Here is a 17,802-nt window from a genome sequence, read left to right on the forward strand (position 1 = left end):
ACCTACTATAATTACAAAATGATCAGTAGATTTATCATGATTTTGCTCGTGTTTAAACCCTTTTGTCTTTTTTACTTTTTTATATGTATGGCGTTACCTTATATCTTTATCACTTACTCATACCGCTACAAAGTTGCAAACTTGGTAGAGTAGCAGACGCACGGATTGCAACCTTAAATCCGCCCTATCGGGTCTATTTATCTTTTTTTAATTCGCAATATTTATCTGTATTGAACTCATCAAATAATTGTTCACTATCAATCGTACGAATATCTAAATTCAAATTATCCATTGTACAGTATTTATTACGACCTAAGGTGTCTTGTTTAAATGGAAAAAAAGCATCTATTTTTTTTAAGTATAGAGTAGAGTCACTAAAACTATAATTGAAGAAAAGGTCTATATAATTACCATAATTTGTATCATATTCATGAATTTTTATTACACTATTTTTTTCAACGTTTAATTCAAATTCAGCATCCAAAAAAAATGGAGATGTAAATTTGACTATTTTTTGATCTTTTAAAAAAACAAAAATCTTATTATCCTTTATCGTTACATCAATAATTGAATCTTTATTTATCTGTTTTCTTTGTTGTGCACAACTGGAACAAAAAATAAAACAGATAAATAGATATTTAATACTATTTTTTGAATAATACATAATTATTTAGTGTCATAAGAAAAAATCTTGTTTGTTTTTTTTGCCAACAGTATTTCATAGGTTTCTTCTGCAAGATGATCTCCATCATCAGTTTTGAATACTTCTTTATAATCAATTAATAAACTAATACTTTCTGGACAATTATGCTTTTCATCAATTACCCGGAATGAACATGTTTTTTCTTTTAGCCTATTGACTAGTTTTTTTGTTTGTTCAGTATAAGAAACAATTGATCTTTTAAAATCATAATCATTACCTGATTTTAAGATTTGCTCCAATTCTTTATAATGATTATTAAGTTTTTTAATATCCTCTAGTGTAAAACAATGCGAATACTGATTGTTTTTTTCCACTTTGTTAGCCGTTATTTCGTTTTTGTGAGGGCTTTTGTTTTTACATCCGAAGATAATAAATAGGATTATCAAAACAGGATAGGTTTTCTTCATTTTGTTGTATGTTTAATGTGTTGTTGCATAACTGCCATCTGCATTCTTGTCTAAATCAGGAAGTTCATACGATTTTGGCGTATATTTGATAGGTTTCATTATTGCATATTCATTTCCTATAGTTACTGTTCCATATTTTATCTGTTGAGCACCAGTAATTGTTCCGTTACCTTGATTACCTCCTATATATACATATTTGTTTAAAGAGCTGTTTTTACCTACAATAACAGCACAATGAGAATAATTTAAAACAATTACTGCTCCAACAAAAGGCTCACATTCTTCACCTTCTGCCCAACCTGTTAGATTAGAATCTGGAGTTCTAAAAGAATCACTTTTCTCTTTTGCTAATTTATTTCCTTCTGGGGCCCAATCAAATGCAAATGAATTTGATCCTGAATTAACATTTTTATATCCTGCTTTTGCAAAGCACCAACTTACAAATGAAGCACACCATGATATTTTATGATTTTTGCCTTTAGCGGCAGAAAAATTATGGTATTCACTAATTTTTTCTTTCAGTGGAGATTCTGTCTCATTTAACCCTTGGTTTTGCTCGTGTTTAAACCCTTTTGTCTTTTTTACTTTTTTATATGTATGCGTTACCTTATATCTTTATCACTTACTCATACCGCTACAAAGTTGCAAACTTGGTAGAGCAGCAGACGCACGGATTTAAGGTGCAAATCCGCGCTATCGGAGTGTTAATACCTACTTTCTACTTCTTTTAATTTAACTTCCTTACCATTATCTATAAGCGAACTTTTAGCGTAAAAGTCTTCTCCTTTTTTATATATTCTAGCGAGTGGTTTACTTTTATCGCCTTTATATTCATCATCGTCCTCAGCCTCTATATAATAAAGCAAAACACCTTCGTTTGTTCTAACTTGTCTACATTTATAATCAAACTCGCCTTCATAACCCATCATTTGAAAAACAATATATTCTTCTTCTAAATATTCTATAATATAACTTGTCTCATTAATACGATCTCCAGAGTTTATTACGTAATCAAAAGAGTAATATTTATACTCATCATCTTGTTCGTTGACCTCTAGAGTTGAAGGTTTAGATTGGTCATTTAAAGAACTGCTTATCTTTGATATTTTTAATTTTTCTTTCTCTATGACAGTAACATAAATTATATTGTCATCACTATCATAATAACCTTTCTCACGAGATACACTATAAACGTTATTTTTATCGGTATCCTCTACTTTTAGTGTTTTCAACCATTCTACAGTAGAATCTTGGGCATTTATTATGTAGTCATACCCTTTAACTTTGTTAATTTCATTAATTAAATCTTTTGTTAAATAAAATTCATAATCTATTGATTCTTCATTTAATGGGTCTTCTAAATACTTAATGTACTTTGTATAAAATTCAAGAATAAAATCTTTAGTCTCTATTCTTGCTTGGGTATTATCAATAGAATTATCATTTTTTTCTACATTAAGTACTGATGTATTATCTATTAAGACATCTTTATTGTTTTTAGTACCTCCTTTACATGATAAAAAAGAAGATATAAAGATAAATACAATTAAAAATTTAAATATTCTATTTATTCCCATCTGTATATTTTATAATTTGGCTTTGCTTTTCTGTAGGCATTCCCTGGATAAAGAGTTTTTTGAACAAAATCAGAAACCCAATTTTCGCCGTTCCACATGGCTATATGACCGTGAGGATTATTTGTAAAACTTTCGATAACTGATATATCGCCTTTTTGATAATTCCCTGCAGAGACCTCTTTGAAACCTTTATGTAATAAAAATGGGTATATATTTTATTACTCATACACACCAATAGTACATACTAGAGGTAGCAGGGGCTATCGGGTTGCTATTTATATTCTCTAATGTACTCGTTTAACAATACCGTTACAATCGTCTCTCCAATCTAAGTATTCTGCCTTACTATAATTTTCAATATTTTTAGTTCTTCGATTATATAACCCTATCCATTTCTTTTTGACCGTATTATTATCTATAATTTCGATCTCGGCTATTGGACGTTTTTTTGAGTAATGAAGTAAGTCTTTTGCATAATTATTAGTTGCATCTGTAACGTGTTCAAAAAATAAAGCATATTTATTAGATGAGCCTTTTATTTTTCTTAAAGAGCAATCTAATCCATTATATTGATCAAAAATAATTTGGGCTTCATAAGGCTGAACTTTTGTAATAACCCCTTCACTATTATATAAATTCACTTTTTCAGATGTTAATAATAATAAACCTGGATTTCCTGTATGACAAATAAACTTTCCTTTTATAGGTAATTCATCTATCTGTGAGTATTTACTAATATCTTCGAGTATTTCGTTTTCAATAATAAATTCAGGTTTTTTAGGCTCTGGAAAATTTTCCTGTGTTACAAAATCTTTGTTTATGTAGTCTCTTTTTAATGTAGCTTCTTTTCCTTCATCATAATGAAGATATTTTGTTTCTAAAGTGATTATTCCTTTATCTCTATTTTTCCATCTGAAAATTGTATATTCAATTTCATCATGATTTTTAAATTCTATACGGTAGCTATTATTTTGTTTTATTACCTTATCAAAATTTACAGGAATTAAAGCAGTTTCTATAGTATTTAAAATAATATGCAATTCATTTTTTCCTGTTTTCATATAGAAATTAGGTAAAGGGTATTCCAATTTTTTTAAAATCTCATCATAGGGTGCTTCTTCGGGGTCTCCTATATTAATCCATGTCTTATCTGCTAATTCCTTAGGTAATTCGGTTAATATTTCTTGAGCATTATTTTTACAACTTATCGTTATTATCCATAACAATAAAGCAATACTTTTAAGTGTAATTTTCATAGTGTTAATTAAAGTCGCCATTAGTTTTATTTCCACGTACTTGAGTAAGTGTATATTTTTTTGTCAAATCATGTTGTGGTATTCCTGTAATCGACCAATCTTCATTGACATACATTTTGTTATCGTCATGTTGCCCCTTATCAGGAAAGCTAGTCCCTACTTCATAAAAAAGAAAATATCTTTTTTCATTTTCATAACCACGACCTACTATAATTACAAAATGATCAGTAGATTTATCATGATTTTGCTCGTGTTTAAACCCTTTTGTCTTTTTTACTTTTTTATATGTATGGCGTTACCTTATACCTATATCACTTACTAATACCGCTACAAAGTTGCAAACTTGGTAGAGCAGCAGACGCACGGATTGCAAATCCGCGCTATCGGAGTCTTATTTCACTTTTTCAAACTCGATAGCACCTTCTGGCAAATAAGGCAATTTACCCTCAAAATAAAACTTACCATCTGACGACTTATAAAACTTTAAAAAATCATAAGACCTAGAATCATCATAATTCATTCCTGAGATGTTTTTATGGTGAAATAAACCCAAAGTATCTCCATTTACAACTGCTTTTAATTGATCTGTGTAACCATATTGACGAGCTTGTGTTGTTAATTTTATGTCATCTGAAGAAACAGATACAATATAATCAAGATTAAATTCGCCTCCATTAAAATAATAAGTCCCATTCCATTTATTTTCAACAACCAAGGTTGCATTAGTATTTTTGTATTTAACAGTATTCGAAATAACTTTTTTACTGTTAAGTTTTGTTGTCATTTCATTAGTTTCTTTTTTTAAAAAACCATCGCACTCCTCTTTAGAAAAACACTCAATACAAGGTTGTTCAATATATTCGTAATTTTCAACTAATCTCTTTTCCGTATATAAACCTCCATCGATATCCCATAGTTGGTTCTTCTTCTTTAAATGAACTGTATCTGGATTATTTTCTGTTAAATTATATGTTATCAAAAATTCATTATTGTTTAACCTTATTCTGCTAAGGATCTTTTTTCGGTAAACCCCATCTTGATGAGTATTTATTAATAATGAATCTTTTTTTATAGTTATTGTTTCCACATTAGCGTTACAATGATCGTAAACAACAAGTTTATTTTGATAATTTGTTAAATTAACTAATTCATAATCTTTTTTATGTAAATCAGCCTGACCACTGCAATTTAATAAAGAGAAAATAGTAAGTATAAAAAGAGTAATCGATCTTATTTTAAATATTAATTTCATATTAATTTCATATTAATTCTTACTATTAAATTTCACTATTGTTGATCTATCTGCTTTTGTAGCTCTAGCAATCTGAGTAACTGTGAATTTCCTACCATCCTTACCTTTTCCTGCATTTGCATCTTCATTAACTAGTTTACAACCATCAACTAATTTGAATTTATACTTCTCTTGAGTCCCCCTAAAAGTACCTACATCCCAATACTGATAATAAATTTCTCCTTTAATTTCTTTTTTCCCAACAATAAGTACATAGTGATCAGTTGTAGGGTTTTCCTTTTCATTAATATTACCTCCGAATGTATGATTTACACCTGCTCGTATTGGCATATCATTTTCTAAAGCCAAATCAAGGTACTTTATAGCTTCTTTACTCTTTTTATCAAAAAAGTCTAAACCATTTTTAGAACTATTTTCTAAAGCTAATTGATAATAAGCTAATCCCTTTCGACTTATTCCTTCACAACTCGTGCCTGAAATCTGCTCAATTATATACCTGCAGATTGTTCCACAATTCGTTGATCCTTTTGCTTGGGATTGAAAGTTTACAAGCCATCTTAAATCATAAATTGTTTGATTGCAATCATCATCGCCATTACATTTATTTATATGTTTCTTTCCTTCATTATACCATCTTTCGATTTCTTCTCTGATTTCCCAAACATAAGTTTTTCCTCCTTCTTTACCGTAAATATTTTTACCGTCTTTTCCTTTAGTTATCTCACCTTCTTCTTTTAGAAAAGACTTATTTTGTCTATAGGCACTTTTTTTATAACCCGTAGCGTCATCATCAAAAACAATATAGTTATCATTTCCTCCTTGACCTACAGCATCAGGCCATAAAACTGCTAAATAAAAATCTGCAAGTGTTTTTAATTGTCCTTTTTTAGGGTCTAAATGGTATTCAACATATTTAAGCTGAAATTCGGCTCCCATATATCGTAAATGATTAGTAGTAATCTTAGTCTTTTTTCTCCTATTGATATCCGCTGCCGCTAAATCTCCAATTTGTATTAAACCCACATAACCTTGCTTGTTTTTAATAAAAGGGTTGAATTTACCACCAGTTTCAAGAGCCATAATCGCCATTAAATGATTTGGATCGCATTCTAATCGTTTAGATATTTCAACAACTTTTTGTCTAAATTCACAAGATACTTTTGTTCCCCATATGAGTTCTGGACAGTCGCCTTTTGACTGCGGGAACATAAGCCTCATTTGCTTAACAAAAGCAATAGGATGAAAATGCCATACATTATCTGTACAAGGAAAGGTGCGCTCTGGTGGTTTTACCTCTTGTGGTACTGCTTTCTTTTCTTCTACTACAGGGGGTGTTCCTGTAGTGGTAGGGGTGGCAGTGTTGGTTTTGGTATGTAGTAGTAGATCAGTATCCATATCTGGTACCGAAGGTAAGGAATAATCATTAGTCTTACCAGTATTTTTTGGTATGGATAGTGGCTCAAATAAGGATTGATCTATGGTATCTGTACCAAAAGATCGTTTGTTTTCTGGCTTTTTCTTTGCCTCTGGGTCTGGCGGAGGTGGCGGTACGGTATAGGGCAATCCAGAGGCTTCATCCCAAAACATTAGTTTTTCTAACTGTGCTTTGATCCCTTCAAGTTTTTCTTCTTTTAGGGCTTCTAGGGCATTTTGTATACTTGGTTTTTGTTTGCTAATCCGATAGTCATAAAACACGCTAATCTCATCTATAATCTGTTGGGGTTCGTATGCCCATTCGCTCTTATGCCTACAAACGATTTTGGCAATTGCTTGCTGAACTTCTAAGATTCTGTATGCGGATTCGATTTCAAATAAATCAATAATCTCATTATTATTAACATCTAGGGTATCCCATAGTTTTTTGATAAAAGGACTTTCTGTTTCTTTATTTTCTCGCAACCCTATGATATCATATATATATTCTGAGCCAGCCTCAAAGGCTTTAAATCCAAATTTATCCCAATTATACGCACTAAACAGCTCTATATCTTTATTTTCTATCCATCCTTTTTTGGTTACCGTGGTATTGCCTAGTGGATAGGAGCAGGATACTTGTATCCACTCTTTGCCAATTTTTTTGGTCTTACGAATATCTATAAGGGCATTTTTGCATACTTCTTCATCAATATCTGTTTCATTATCAGGTACTGCAATATAAGCGGTACATATATTGGTATTGAGTGTGGTGTGATCTCCTTTTTTTGCAGGGCTAGTTTCTGAGCAGGGATATTCTATTTGGTAGGTTTCTGGTTCTTCTCTACATTCTGGCCTGGTATAATAGTCTATAAAAGAGGTGGCTATCTGTACTACACTCAACGGTTTTTTGATGGTAATGGTTTTGGTAACCATTTTGGTAACAGGAAAAAGGTCTTTTACTGCTACCCAGTATGTTTGTGGATTATTCTTTGGTACATACTTTAATTTCCTATAGGCGGTATAGTTTTGTTTTTTTGTGGTGGCGTTTTTGATTAAAGCTTTTTCCTGATCTTTTGTAATTTCTGTTCCATCTGCTTTTGCTCTCGATACCCAATATAATTCCACATTACTATCAGGTAATTTATTATTATAATAGGTGTTGATCTTGTTTAAGTTACTGGAATCAATTGTATAATAATCTGGACCATCTACAGGGTGATATTTTTTTAAAAGTTTTTTGGGTACTGTGGCTTCTACTTCTTTATAGCTTTCTTTAATTTGCACATAGATCCCATTGGTATCTACTACTTCTACGGGTTGCAACCTTAAATCCGCGCTATCGGGTAGCCCATATTTATAATAGTTCTTATTTCACTTTATCAAACTCAACAGCTCCAGTTGGTAAATAAGGTAGTTTACCCTCAAAATAAAATTTACCCTCTGACGACTTATAAAACTTTAAAAAGTCATAAGACCTTGTGTCATCATAATTTGCACCTGAAATATTTTTATGATGAAACAAACCTAAAGTATCACCTACTTGAACAGCTTTTAATTGATCGATAAAATGATAACCTTCTAATTGAAGTATATTATTTCTTGTGTCCAAAATAAACTCTTCTCCCGTCTCTTCAGATTCATAATAATAAAGACCTTTCCATTCATTAGATACCTCTAAAACAGCATTATGAACTTTATATAAATCTAAATAATAGGTTTTTTTTTCTTCAGGTGCTTTATCCCAATCTTTACAAACAATATCATAAGGTTTAGCGTCGTATTCGTTATAATTATATATCCATTTTACTAATTGTTTTTCTTTATCAATAACTTTTACTTTAAATACAACATCACGATTTGATTTACTTATAATTTTTATGCTTAGGGTTTTTGAATCAATTAGCCTAATTACATCTACTTTATATTTTGAAGGTTCAATTGTGTTATATTCATCAATAAATCCATCTTTAATAGTAATATGTTGACCATGAGGATCACAAGGGATTTCATTTTTTATATCAACCCATTTTTTTCCTAGAATAAACCTTTTAAAGTCTTCAACATTAGTAAAATGTTGTTGATTTTCAGATATTTCACTAAACTGTTTACTAGAAGTAACAACACTAGTTTGTTGTTTTTTATTATCCGTTTGTTTTGCTTTAGAGCAAGCGCTTAAAAGCAATGTTAAACAAACTATTTGTAGTAGCTTCATCTTTACTTATTTTTACGAACTTGAGTAACTGTATAGCTTTTTCCTTTATTATGAGCAGGAATTCCTTTTAAAGAATGATCATTTTTATCTAAAAATAATTTATTTGTATGACTTTGACCATGATGAACCCAATTAGTTCCTACTTCATAAAACCTGTAAAATATTTTATCTTCCTCACAACCTCTTCCAACTATTACAACATAATGGTCTGTGGTTCCTGGATCATCATAATCAGAATCCGCATTAATTATTTTGCCATTATGTTTATAATTGATAGTATGATTTAAACCTACTAGCACAGGGTTTCCTTTTTCAAGTTCAGTATCAATATAACTAACCCCATCTTTTGCTTTAGCCGTTAATGTTAATTTAGTGTGATTTTCATCTTCCAAAGCGGTTACAATCATTCCTGTTTTATAACCAGACATTTTACCCAGCCCTGCACTGATCAATAATTTTTGAGATGTTCTCCAACATCCATCCGTTTTCATAACTCCATTCTTACGCTCACTTTTATTAAACTGCGACATCCAAGCAACTTTATCTGTAAGATCAATGCATTTTTTATCACAGGAACAATTTTCATGACAAGTACAATCACTAATAGTATTCTTAAAAGATTCCCCTTTTTTATAAACTTCTTCTATCTTCTTTCGAATCTCCCAAACATATGTTTTACCTCCTGTTTTACCTTTCTGCTCATATACAACTCCCTTACTATTCGCTTTATATTCTCCTTCTTCACTATGAAAAGTCCCATTACTCCAATATGATGTCTTTTTGTCTCCAATAGCATCATCATCAAAAACAATAAAATTATCATTTCCTCCTTGTCCTACGGCTTTAGGCCATAATACGGCTAAATAAAAATCAGTAAGCGTGTTTAATTTACCTTTATGTTCAGCTAAATAATATTCTACATAACATAACTGTTCTTCGGCAGTCATATTCTTTAAATGCGATTTTTTTATTTTAGCTTTATGTATAAAATAATTTTTATCAAAGTCTTTAATCGCACTATTACCAAACTGAATTAAACCAACATAACCATTACCATCTGCGTCAGGTTTTTTATATATTGTATTGCTTACTCATACCGCCACTAAGCACAGCTTAGCGGTAGCAGGCGGTTACTCCTCTACATTTGAATTATAACGATACACATTAAAATCTTTTAAAACTGTTTTAGGAGGATTATTTATTTGAGTAATCTCTTTTTTATCATTTGAAGTATAATAAATTATTTCTTTATCTATTTTAAACAAAACCATTCTGCTATTAGTATATTTAAAAATAAATTTATTCCTAATTCCAATACTATTACTATTATTATTTGTCTCAAAGCTAAAAATGCCATTTTCTAGTTTTAAATCAGAAAAGGAATATTCTGCATCATTAGACCATTTATCACAATAATTACACGGAATTATTGAATTTGACTGAAATAACAATTGAAACTTGTTTTTTTCTGAACTGCCCTTTAGTACCTTGACTACAAAATCTTCTTTTGCTTTACCTCCTAAACTATCATCATCACTTATATCTATAATTAATATTTTATCTTTTATACTATCATTATCATAATGCCCGGATATACTATCATATACATAGAAATCCTTTTCGATAAAATCTTCCAAAAAATAAGTTTCTGAATTTGACCCTAATAATTTTTCATTTGCATAGTTATCAGTATGATTAAGTTTTGTTTCACAGGACTCTTTAACATACTTTATATGTGTATTTTTATTAAACAGCTTCAAACTATCAATATAAATCATGAATTTATTCGGACTATACTCTTTTTTTAGTAAACCTGTCTCTGGATCATAACTAATTCTTTCCTTTTTTAAAGGATCTGAATCAATTTGAGTTTTAAGCTCATAACTAATTATGTCATTTTCACTTTTAGTTTTAATAATTTTATAAAAAGCCCAATCAAGTGGCGTGTATTCTTGTATTTCATTTTCTTTGAATCTCAGTTTATCAACACTCACTCCTTGACATCTATCCAACACATACTTCTCATCTCCTATTCCTTCATTTATAAAGAAAAAAGTATGACCAACTAAATCCTTATGATTAACCTTTATTAAATTAGACTCTTGAGACTGTATTGTTCTTTTACATGAACATAAACTAATAATTAAAATTATTAGTAAACTATATGACTTTTCCATTTTTTGTATTTCTTCTTATTTGTGTAACTGTAAATTTTCTATTATCAGCAATACCACTCACAGTTCCATATGCTTTTTCATTGACTAAAGAATTATCAGATTGTAACTCAAATTTATAATTAGATTTAAGATTACCCCATTGCGTACCAACATCATAATACGGATAATATGTTTTTCCATTTTCACAATAACGACCAATAATTAAAACATAATGATCTGTAGTATCTTCATTAATTATTCCATGTTTTCTACCTTTAAACGTATGATTTACACCTACAGTAACAGGGTACCCCTTATCTAATGAGGAATTTAGATAATCCATACCTTGTTTTACTTCAAGCTTATCCCATATAAAACCATTTCTTGATGAATTTTCATGTGCTAATTGGAAAAACGCAACATACAGTTTTTTGTTTATACCTTCTCTTTTGTATTCTCCACCTGCTGCTCCCTCAGACTTAATGCCTAACCCCATATTTTCAACAATCAGTTTACAAGTTTTTGCACAATTTGTATTTCCAGAACCTTGAGATTTGAATGGAATATTAAGGGTTAAATCAACATGTTTTTTACCACAAGAAGTACATTTTTCCTCAGTGTTTTCTTCTGTTCTTAGTAATGAACACTCAAATAGCTTAAATGCTACTTTCGCCATTTCATAAGCCTCTCTTCTTTTAGATTTACTACTTGTATGTCTATTTATAATTTTAGTTATCTCGTCTACTTTTTCTATTCCTCCTGAATTAGCAATGTTTCCAAGTTTGTTATTAATCCAATAACTCATTGCAGACATAACAGCATATTTAGGTTTTTCTAATAACTCAGGGTTATCTATCAAGTCTCCTTGATTTGGAAAAGCCTTCTTAAACTCCCTATTAATATTTTCGTAATTATACTTTCCAGTTAATTGAATTAAACCTCTTCCGATATAATTATATCCATCAGCCATAGATTCATTACCAAGATCATTACACTTTTTAGTTTTTCTTTCTTTTTTCGAAAGCCCTACACAAGTAATTATGTCTGATTCTTTATCAACATTCCTTAATCCATAAACTCGTTTTGCAATTTCTTTTGTGTTGCCAACATATAATTTTGCTTCATTTGGATTTCTCTTGAAATAACTGAATTTTTTTAACCCATCAATAGAATAATCTTTTAAATTCTCTGTCAATGTATTAAACCCAGTTTCGGAACCAAATTGTGCGATCAGGTGTGCTTTTTTCTGACAGGTATTAATCTTATATTTCTCTCTAACTAAGTTTAGTTCATCGATAAGCTCTTTAGCTAAAGTTTCATTTTTTGCGGCATTAGGGAATATTCTTTTTATCTGTTCGTAGGTAAACTCTGCTTCACACTGAAGACAATCTCCTCCTCCATACATCATCCTCATTTGTTTTACAAAAGCTACTGGGTGAAAATGCCATACAGTATCAGTAGAGGGCAAGGTGCGTTCTGGTGCTTTTTGCTCCTCCTTGGTTTCTACCTCTGGTACAGTAGTTTCTGTGTTGCTATGTGCTACTAAATCAACATTCATTTCTGGTATCGAAGGTAAGGAATAATCATTAGTCTTACCAGTATTTTTTGGTATGGATAGCGGTTCAAATAAGGATTGATCTATGGTATCTGTACCAAAAGATCGTTTATTTTCTGGCTTTTTCTTTGCCTCTGGGTCTAGCGGAGGAGGTGGTGGGTCGTATTTGGCACTCTGTACTTTATCCCACCACATTAGATTATTTACTCGTTCTTGTAGTGCATCTAATAAAATGTTTTTTTTATTTATAAGTTGTTGTTTTTTGTCTGCCCTTTTTTCTTGATTAATCCCAATCTGATAGTATTGTTCTGCTTCTTGTTTGATAGTAGCAGGATCGTATGACCATTCACTTTTGTGTTTACAAATAAGCTTTGTGATTTGATCTCTGGTTTTAGGATTTCTATAGGCTCTTTTTATCTCTAAAGAATCCAAGACTTGATCCTCTGTAGTATCAAGGTTTCCCCATATTTCCTGAATAAAATCACAGGTATCTTCTTTATCGTTATACCCTTCGATATCAAAAACATAGTCACTACCTGCCTCTAGGGGTTTAAAACCAAAATCTCTCCAATTAAAAGGATTGAGTATACTAAGGTGCGTATCACACTCTTTGACCCAACCTTTTTTGGTGACTGTTTTGTACTCTATCATATACTTACATTGTATATAATACCATAAATCACCATTGCTATCGGTATGTTTTTTTAGGTTTTTTACAGTAGATGTATCTTTTTCTACTGTAATAGGATTGCCATCTGTGATTATAGGCTCTTCCTTATATACTTCATTGATGTCTGTGCGCAACTGCCCATTTTCTGAAACATCACAAGCATTAATGATCCTATTTTTATGAATCCAGAACTCTTTGCCATGATGGTCGGGTGTATATCTAAGTAATCTTGTGGCATCTGATTTACCATTTGGATACCCCTTTTTACCAGAGACTTTTTTAAACTTGGTAGCCATTGTAAAGTTTTGATTAAAAATGATATTTACCTCTGCAAGTTTACCTTTATTGATTTCATAGGTACTCCCATTATAAGTTACATGGGTTGTTTCTTTTGTGTTTTGCACAGAATAATAACGTAATAAAGACCTCTCAACTGCAATTACTTTTACTTTTCTATAGTCACCTTTTGTTTTGGTAATGGTAATGGGGGTTTTGGCTTTTACTGTCATTGCAGTTGCCATATTGGGCTCTAGTGTTGCACCTGCGGCGATTTTGTAATGTTTTTTTAAATCCTTACCATCTTCTTTTTTATCGATCAAAAAATCAGTTATATCCTGATCTGTAAATATCTCAAAGTGAGTAGTGTCATGGGTTGGCTTTTGCCCAAAACCAAATTTACCTACATATCCAATGGTCTCTCCTGCCTTGACAGGGATATCAGAGGCTACTACGGTATCAAATTTCACATCTTCTTTGAACTGGTTTTGTTGTTTGATTTCATTTTTGTTTACATAGCCCTCATACCCTTCTAGTTGTATCCATGCTTGATTATCTTTTTGTCCTTCGACTACTTTTACTTCAGTATCTTTTGGGATCAAGCCAATACACTTTGATTGCGCTCCTTTTTTTTCATATAGTAGTATACCCGCTTCTATATCGGGATTTACAAGAGGGGTACTTACATTTCTATTTCCTTTTCTGGTGACACTATTGGTTTCTTTATTATATGACTTTACTTTATATTTTCCTTCCTCTATTTTCTCTAAACATCTAGAATAGATATGAATATCTTCATAAAAAGTATTGGTTATAGGATCAGTAAAAGTATAACTGTAGTACTTTTTTGATTCTTCACTCTTGCCTTTATTATAATTGACTGCCCATTCGGCTAATTTTGTATCATCATTACGAGTAACGATATAATGTTGTGGGATCACTGCAATTTCTCTTCCTCTTGTTTTTCCTTCTTCTATAGTTGCAGAACGTCCACGTACTCCCATAGGGTAGTTCTTTGCGGTAACAATTGTTTTTTGTTCTGCTAGAAAAGAGGGCGGAGATAAGTGATCGGTATCATTAATATGTTTTTTACTGGCAATATGATGGTAGAGACTGTAGTAGCGTATCTTTTGGTTATTCTGGCTTTGATAGTCATGTTGTAGCAATAAAAAGCCATCAGAATATTGAACAGTAGTTCCATCTACACAAGGTTCTTTATACTGTTCAGGAAAATTATAAGCTATTATTCTACCATCTGCTATGGGTTGAAGTTCTCCTTCTATTACTTCCAAGTGAACCCCTCCGTGCCATACATTGAATGTACTGATAGGAAAACTACCATACTGAAAACTAAAATAGTTTTCGTCGTAATTTTGTTTTTTTACAGGATATACAAACTTCATGCTAGGTTCTTTTTTTATAGGCTAAAATCAAAATTCGAAAGAAATCCACTTTCTTCTGCTTCTTCTCTCAACTGCTGTTGATTGGCTTGTGCTTCTCTGGTATTGCCTAGTAAACGATTGGCGATGGATATTCTAGGAAAAGGGATTTCTGCAATGGGCATAATAGCGGTGGGTGCAGAGGTTCCTGTACCTATAAGTACGGTGGTTTCTCCTGTGGTGATTACTCCCCCATGGGCTGTCATATCACCTATGGTTGCTGCAGGTTTACCCCCTATCAATACGTTGCTACATCCTTGTACTACGGTATCTGGTGGGCCTGCACAGGTGCATAGATCACCGATTACAGAGGCGGGTTTACCGCCTATCAAAACTGTGGGTACTCCGGGCCCTGTGATGGGGCCTCCTACATGTGGGGTTGTACCCGAATACATCGGGCAGGTATGCATGCTTCCTATGGTGGCTGCTGGTCCTGGCATAATTCTCTAATTTACTTTTACAATGGTTGATGTTATTTCTGCAAGTGCGCTACCGTTTACCTTGGTTTGCATACCGTTGAGCTCTGCTGCTGTTCTACCTTCTAGTATAGTGTTTTGCCCTATGGCGGTAAGATCAGAAGTGGCTTCTAGGGCTATTGCCCCACTACTTCTAGCTGTGGTATCTCCTGTAGATTGCAGTGCGATATTGCCTTGTGCTATGGTGTTTATATCACTTTCTGCGGCTATCTCTACATTTTGTTGCGCTCCAACGGTTATGTTTTCTTCTGCGGTTATCTGTATATTTTTGGCTGTAAATATGAGATTCTCTGGGGCAGAGATGCGGATGCTTTTTCCTACGGTATCAAGTTGTATGATGTTATTGTTTTTATCGGTAATGGTGATCATCTCACCATCCTGAGTATCTTTTAATTCTATCTTATGTCCAGATTTTGAGACAATCCCTTTGTACTCATTGTTCTCACTTTGCCATGCTGTATGCTTGTTGACCCCGGTATAAAAGGTATTGGCTACATAGGGTTGTTCTATATTGCCCATATAATATTGTATAAGTACAGGGGTTCCTATTTCTGGAATGGCGTGTAATCCATACCCATTGCCGGCATAGGGAGTTGCCATACGAATCCATGGGCTGTTTACTCCTGTACTATCATCAAAGGGGTACCTAACCTGCACGCGGCTCATTTGCTGTGGGTCATTTGTGTCTACAATGGTAGCCATCTGTGAGTGCGCCTTGCGAGAGATGGTAATATCTGTAAGTGGGAACACATCTATATCCATAGGTACTGCCTCAAACTGATTCTGGTAGGTACCTATGCCAGAGATACCATGTAATACTTGTGTTACTCTATATGATCCATAATTGCCTGCATCGCTTTGTATGGTAATCACTTTGCCTAGTGCTACTCCTAGATTGTTACTGCTACCTTGTATAACGACCTGTTGTTGTTCTGTTACTTGTTTTTGCAAGGCTACCAGTGCATCCATGCGGTGCATCAAATCGGTATGCTCATAGGCTGGGTGTAGTGCTTGTGCTTGCTGGTGGTAGAGATCATTGGCTACATTACTGGCAAAGGCTGTTGCGCCTTGTACTTGTGTGGCTACATCATTGGTGGCAGACGAGAGGTGCTCTTCTGTATGGTAGTTATACCCCAGATAGGCTGTGTTGCCTTGTTTTGGGGTGACCCCAATGACAAAGTTTTTTAAGTCTAAACCATAGGATAGGGATACCTCATTGCCCAAATCGGGTTTGCCAAAATAGAGGGTGTCTTTGTTATAAACGAGGTATTCGCCTCTTGAGATGGCTAATCGTTTGAGGTATGCATATGGGGTCTCCCCATACATTACCGAGTATTGCAGGGTTGCATCGTTTTCTGGTGCTATGGCAACTGTGAGTTTTGATTGATCATAGGTGCCAATGGCTTCTTGTACTATTGTAGCAAGGGACATCTCTGTAAAAGAACGATACCGCGGGCCATCATCAAGAATAATAGAGGTACTGTGACCTCTAAACTCCATAATATTATCACCACTACCATGAAACCCTAGTTGGGGGTTCATTTTTTCGATAATTCCCTTGAACTCAAAAGTATGTTCTTGCTCATTATGTATAGAGTTTAGCTGTATCAAGAGTTCTCTACCTAGATACCGTCTGCTATCTCCAAGAACATGGTCTCGTTCTGATGATTGCTCTAGTACATCTGTACGTATCTTGATCATAAAAGAGGCGTGATTGCCTACTTGCTCTTGTAGTTTGAAATCTACTATCGATGGGATTTGATCGCCATCTATATAAAGGGTAAAGTCACTTTGCAGACCCATATCTATTTATATTTTAATTACACACTCGATTTTGATTACTTTTTTTTCTGAAAAAAAAGTAGTACAATTATGTTTACGTTATCATGTAATTAATAGACATCGAAGTATTGGTTACGATTGGGGTGCTATTAAATGGAAACGTAAAAATAGGCATTAATTCTATTGGTTGAACAACTATTTTACATACTGATAACAATTTTGTGGTTTTACCATACTACAATTTTTACTGGTATGTCTATCTCCTGAAATAATTTTTTAGGGATATCTAAAATTTATTTTAGAATCCTGTCTATAGTGTTATCAGGGGGCTAGAGACATATTATTTATGGTCATTTTTTATCCCATCATTACATAAATACTACTCTTTTTTGATTTAATTCTCTAAGCCCCCATAGATAACTATAGGGCAATGATACATCATAGTAGTCACGCTTTTTGAAACTGAGATATTTTTTTTTCATTTAATTAAATTAGTATTGGCTGTTGGTTGATGGTTCGATATTTTTTTTAACTTTTTTATTACAATCTAGACTGGAATCTATCACAACGCAATGAGTACTCCTTGGTTCTCAGCCTGCGCTGAGAGGACAGCTCATTCCCGACT

The 17,802-nt window shown here is 32.7% G+C and carries 12 protein-coding genes; all 12 read right to left on the minus strand.

Annotated features, from left to right (window positions below):
* Window positions 1-193 precede the first annotated feature (193 nt).
* Window positions 194-664 (minus strand): hypothetical protein, encoded by a 471-nt coding sequence (locus tag DG508_RS18665; RefSeq protein WP_108869604.1) that lies wholly within the window; start codon window positions 662-664, stop codon window positions 194-196.
* A 2-nt stretch (window positions 665-666) separates the two neighbouring features.
* A complete protein-coding gene (locus DG508_RS18670; RefSeq protein ID WP_108869605.1) occupies window positions 667-1,110 on the minus strand; it encodes a hypothetical protein in 444 nt (147 codons plus the stop codon).
* A 704-nt stretch (window positions 1,111-1,814) separates the two neighbouring features.
* On the minus strand, window positions 1,815-2,687 hold the full coding sequence (locus DG508_RS18675) for a hypothetical protein (protein ID WP_108869606.1): 873 nt from the start codon (window positions 2,685-2,687) through the stop codon (window positions 1,815-1,817).
* Window positions 2,688-2,971: 284 nt separating this feature from the next.
* Entirely contained in the window at window positions 2,972-3,943 is a 972-nt protein-coding gene (locus DG508_RS18680) for a hypothetical protein (protein ID WP_108869607.1), read from the minus strand.
* 391 nt (window positions 3,944-4,334) lie between these two features.
* Window positions 4,335-5,195 (minus strand): hypothetical protein, encoded by an 861-nt coding sequence (locus tag DG508_RS18685; protein ID WP_108869608.1) that lies wholly within the window; start codon window positions 5,193-5,195, stop codon window positions 4,335-4,337.
* A 12-nt stretch (window positions 5,196-5,207) separates the two neighbouring features.
* Window positions 5,208-7,934 carry a hypothetical protein gene (locus DG508_RS18690; protein ID WP_108869609.1) on the minus strand — a complete coding sequence of 909 codons (2,727 nt, stop codon included), beginning with the start codon at window positions 7,932-7,934 and terminating at the stop codon, window positions 5,208-5,210.
* A 43-nt stretch (window positions 7,935-7,977) separates the two neighbouring features.
* Complete coding sequence (locus tag DG508_RS18695; RefSeq protein WP_108869610.1) at window positions 7,978-8,823, minus strand: hypothetical protein; 846 nt, start codon at window positions 8,821-8,823, stop codon at window positions 7,978-7,980.
* Window positions 8,824-8,825: 2 nt separating this feature from the next.
* Entirely contained in the window at window positions 8,826-9,770 is a 945-nt protein-coding gene (locus DG508_RS18700; protein ID WP_108869611.1) for a hypothetical protein, read from the minus strand.
* A gap of 183 nt (window positions 9,771-9,953) precedes the next feature.
* Entirely contained in the window at window positions 9,954-11,000 is a 1,047-nt protein-coding gene (locus DG508_RS18705; RefSeq protein ID WP_108869612.1) for a hypothetical protein, read from the minus strand.
* A complete protein-coding gene (locus tag DG508_RS18710; protein ID WP_108869613.1) occupies window positions 10,984-14,883 on the minus strand; it encodes a glycoside hydrolase family 19 protein in 3,900 nt (1,299 codons plus the stop codon). Before DG508_RS18710 ends, DG508_RS18705 begins: the two co-directional genes overlap by 17 nt.
* Before the next feature lie 14 nt (window positions 14,884-14,897).
* Window positions 14,898-15,359 carry a PAAR domain-containing protein gene (locus DG508_RS18715; protein WP_108869614.1) on the minus strand — a complete coding sequence of 154 codons (462 nt, stop codon included), beginning with the start codon at window positions 15,357-15,359 and terminating at the stop codon, window positions 14,898-14,900.
* Window positions 15,360-15,365: 6 nt separating this feature from the next.
* Window positions 15,366-17,198, minus strand: coding sequence for a type VI secretion system Vgr family protein (locus tag DG508_RS18720; RefSeq protein ID WP_108869615.1), 1,833 nt, complete (start codon window positions 17,196-17,198; stop codon window positions 15,366-15,368).
* Between the last annotated feature and the right edge of the window lie 604 nt (window positions 17,199-17,802).

This window comes from Aquimarina aquimarini (genome assembly GCF_900299535.1).
Classification (GTDB): Bacteria; Bacteroidota; Bacteroidia; order Flavobacteriales; family Flavobacteriaceae; genus Aquimarina; species Aquimarina aquimarini.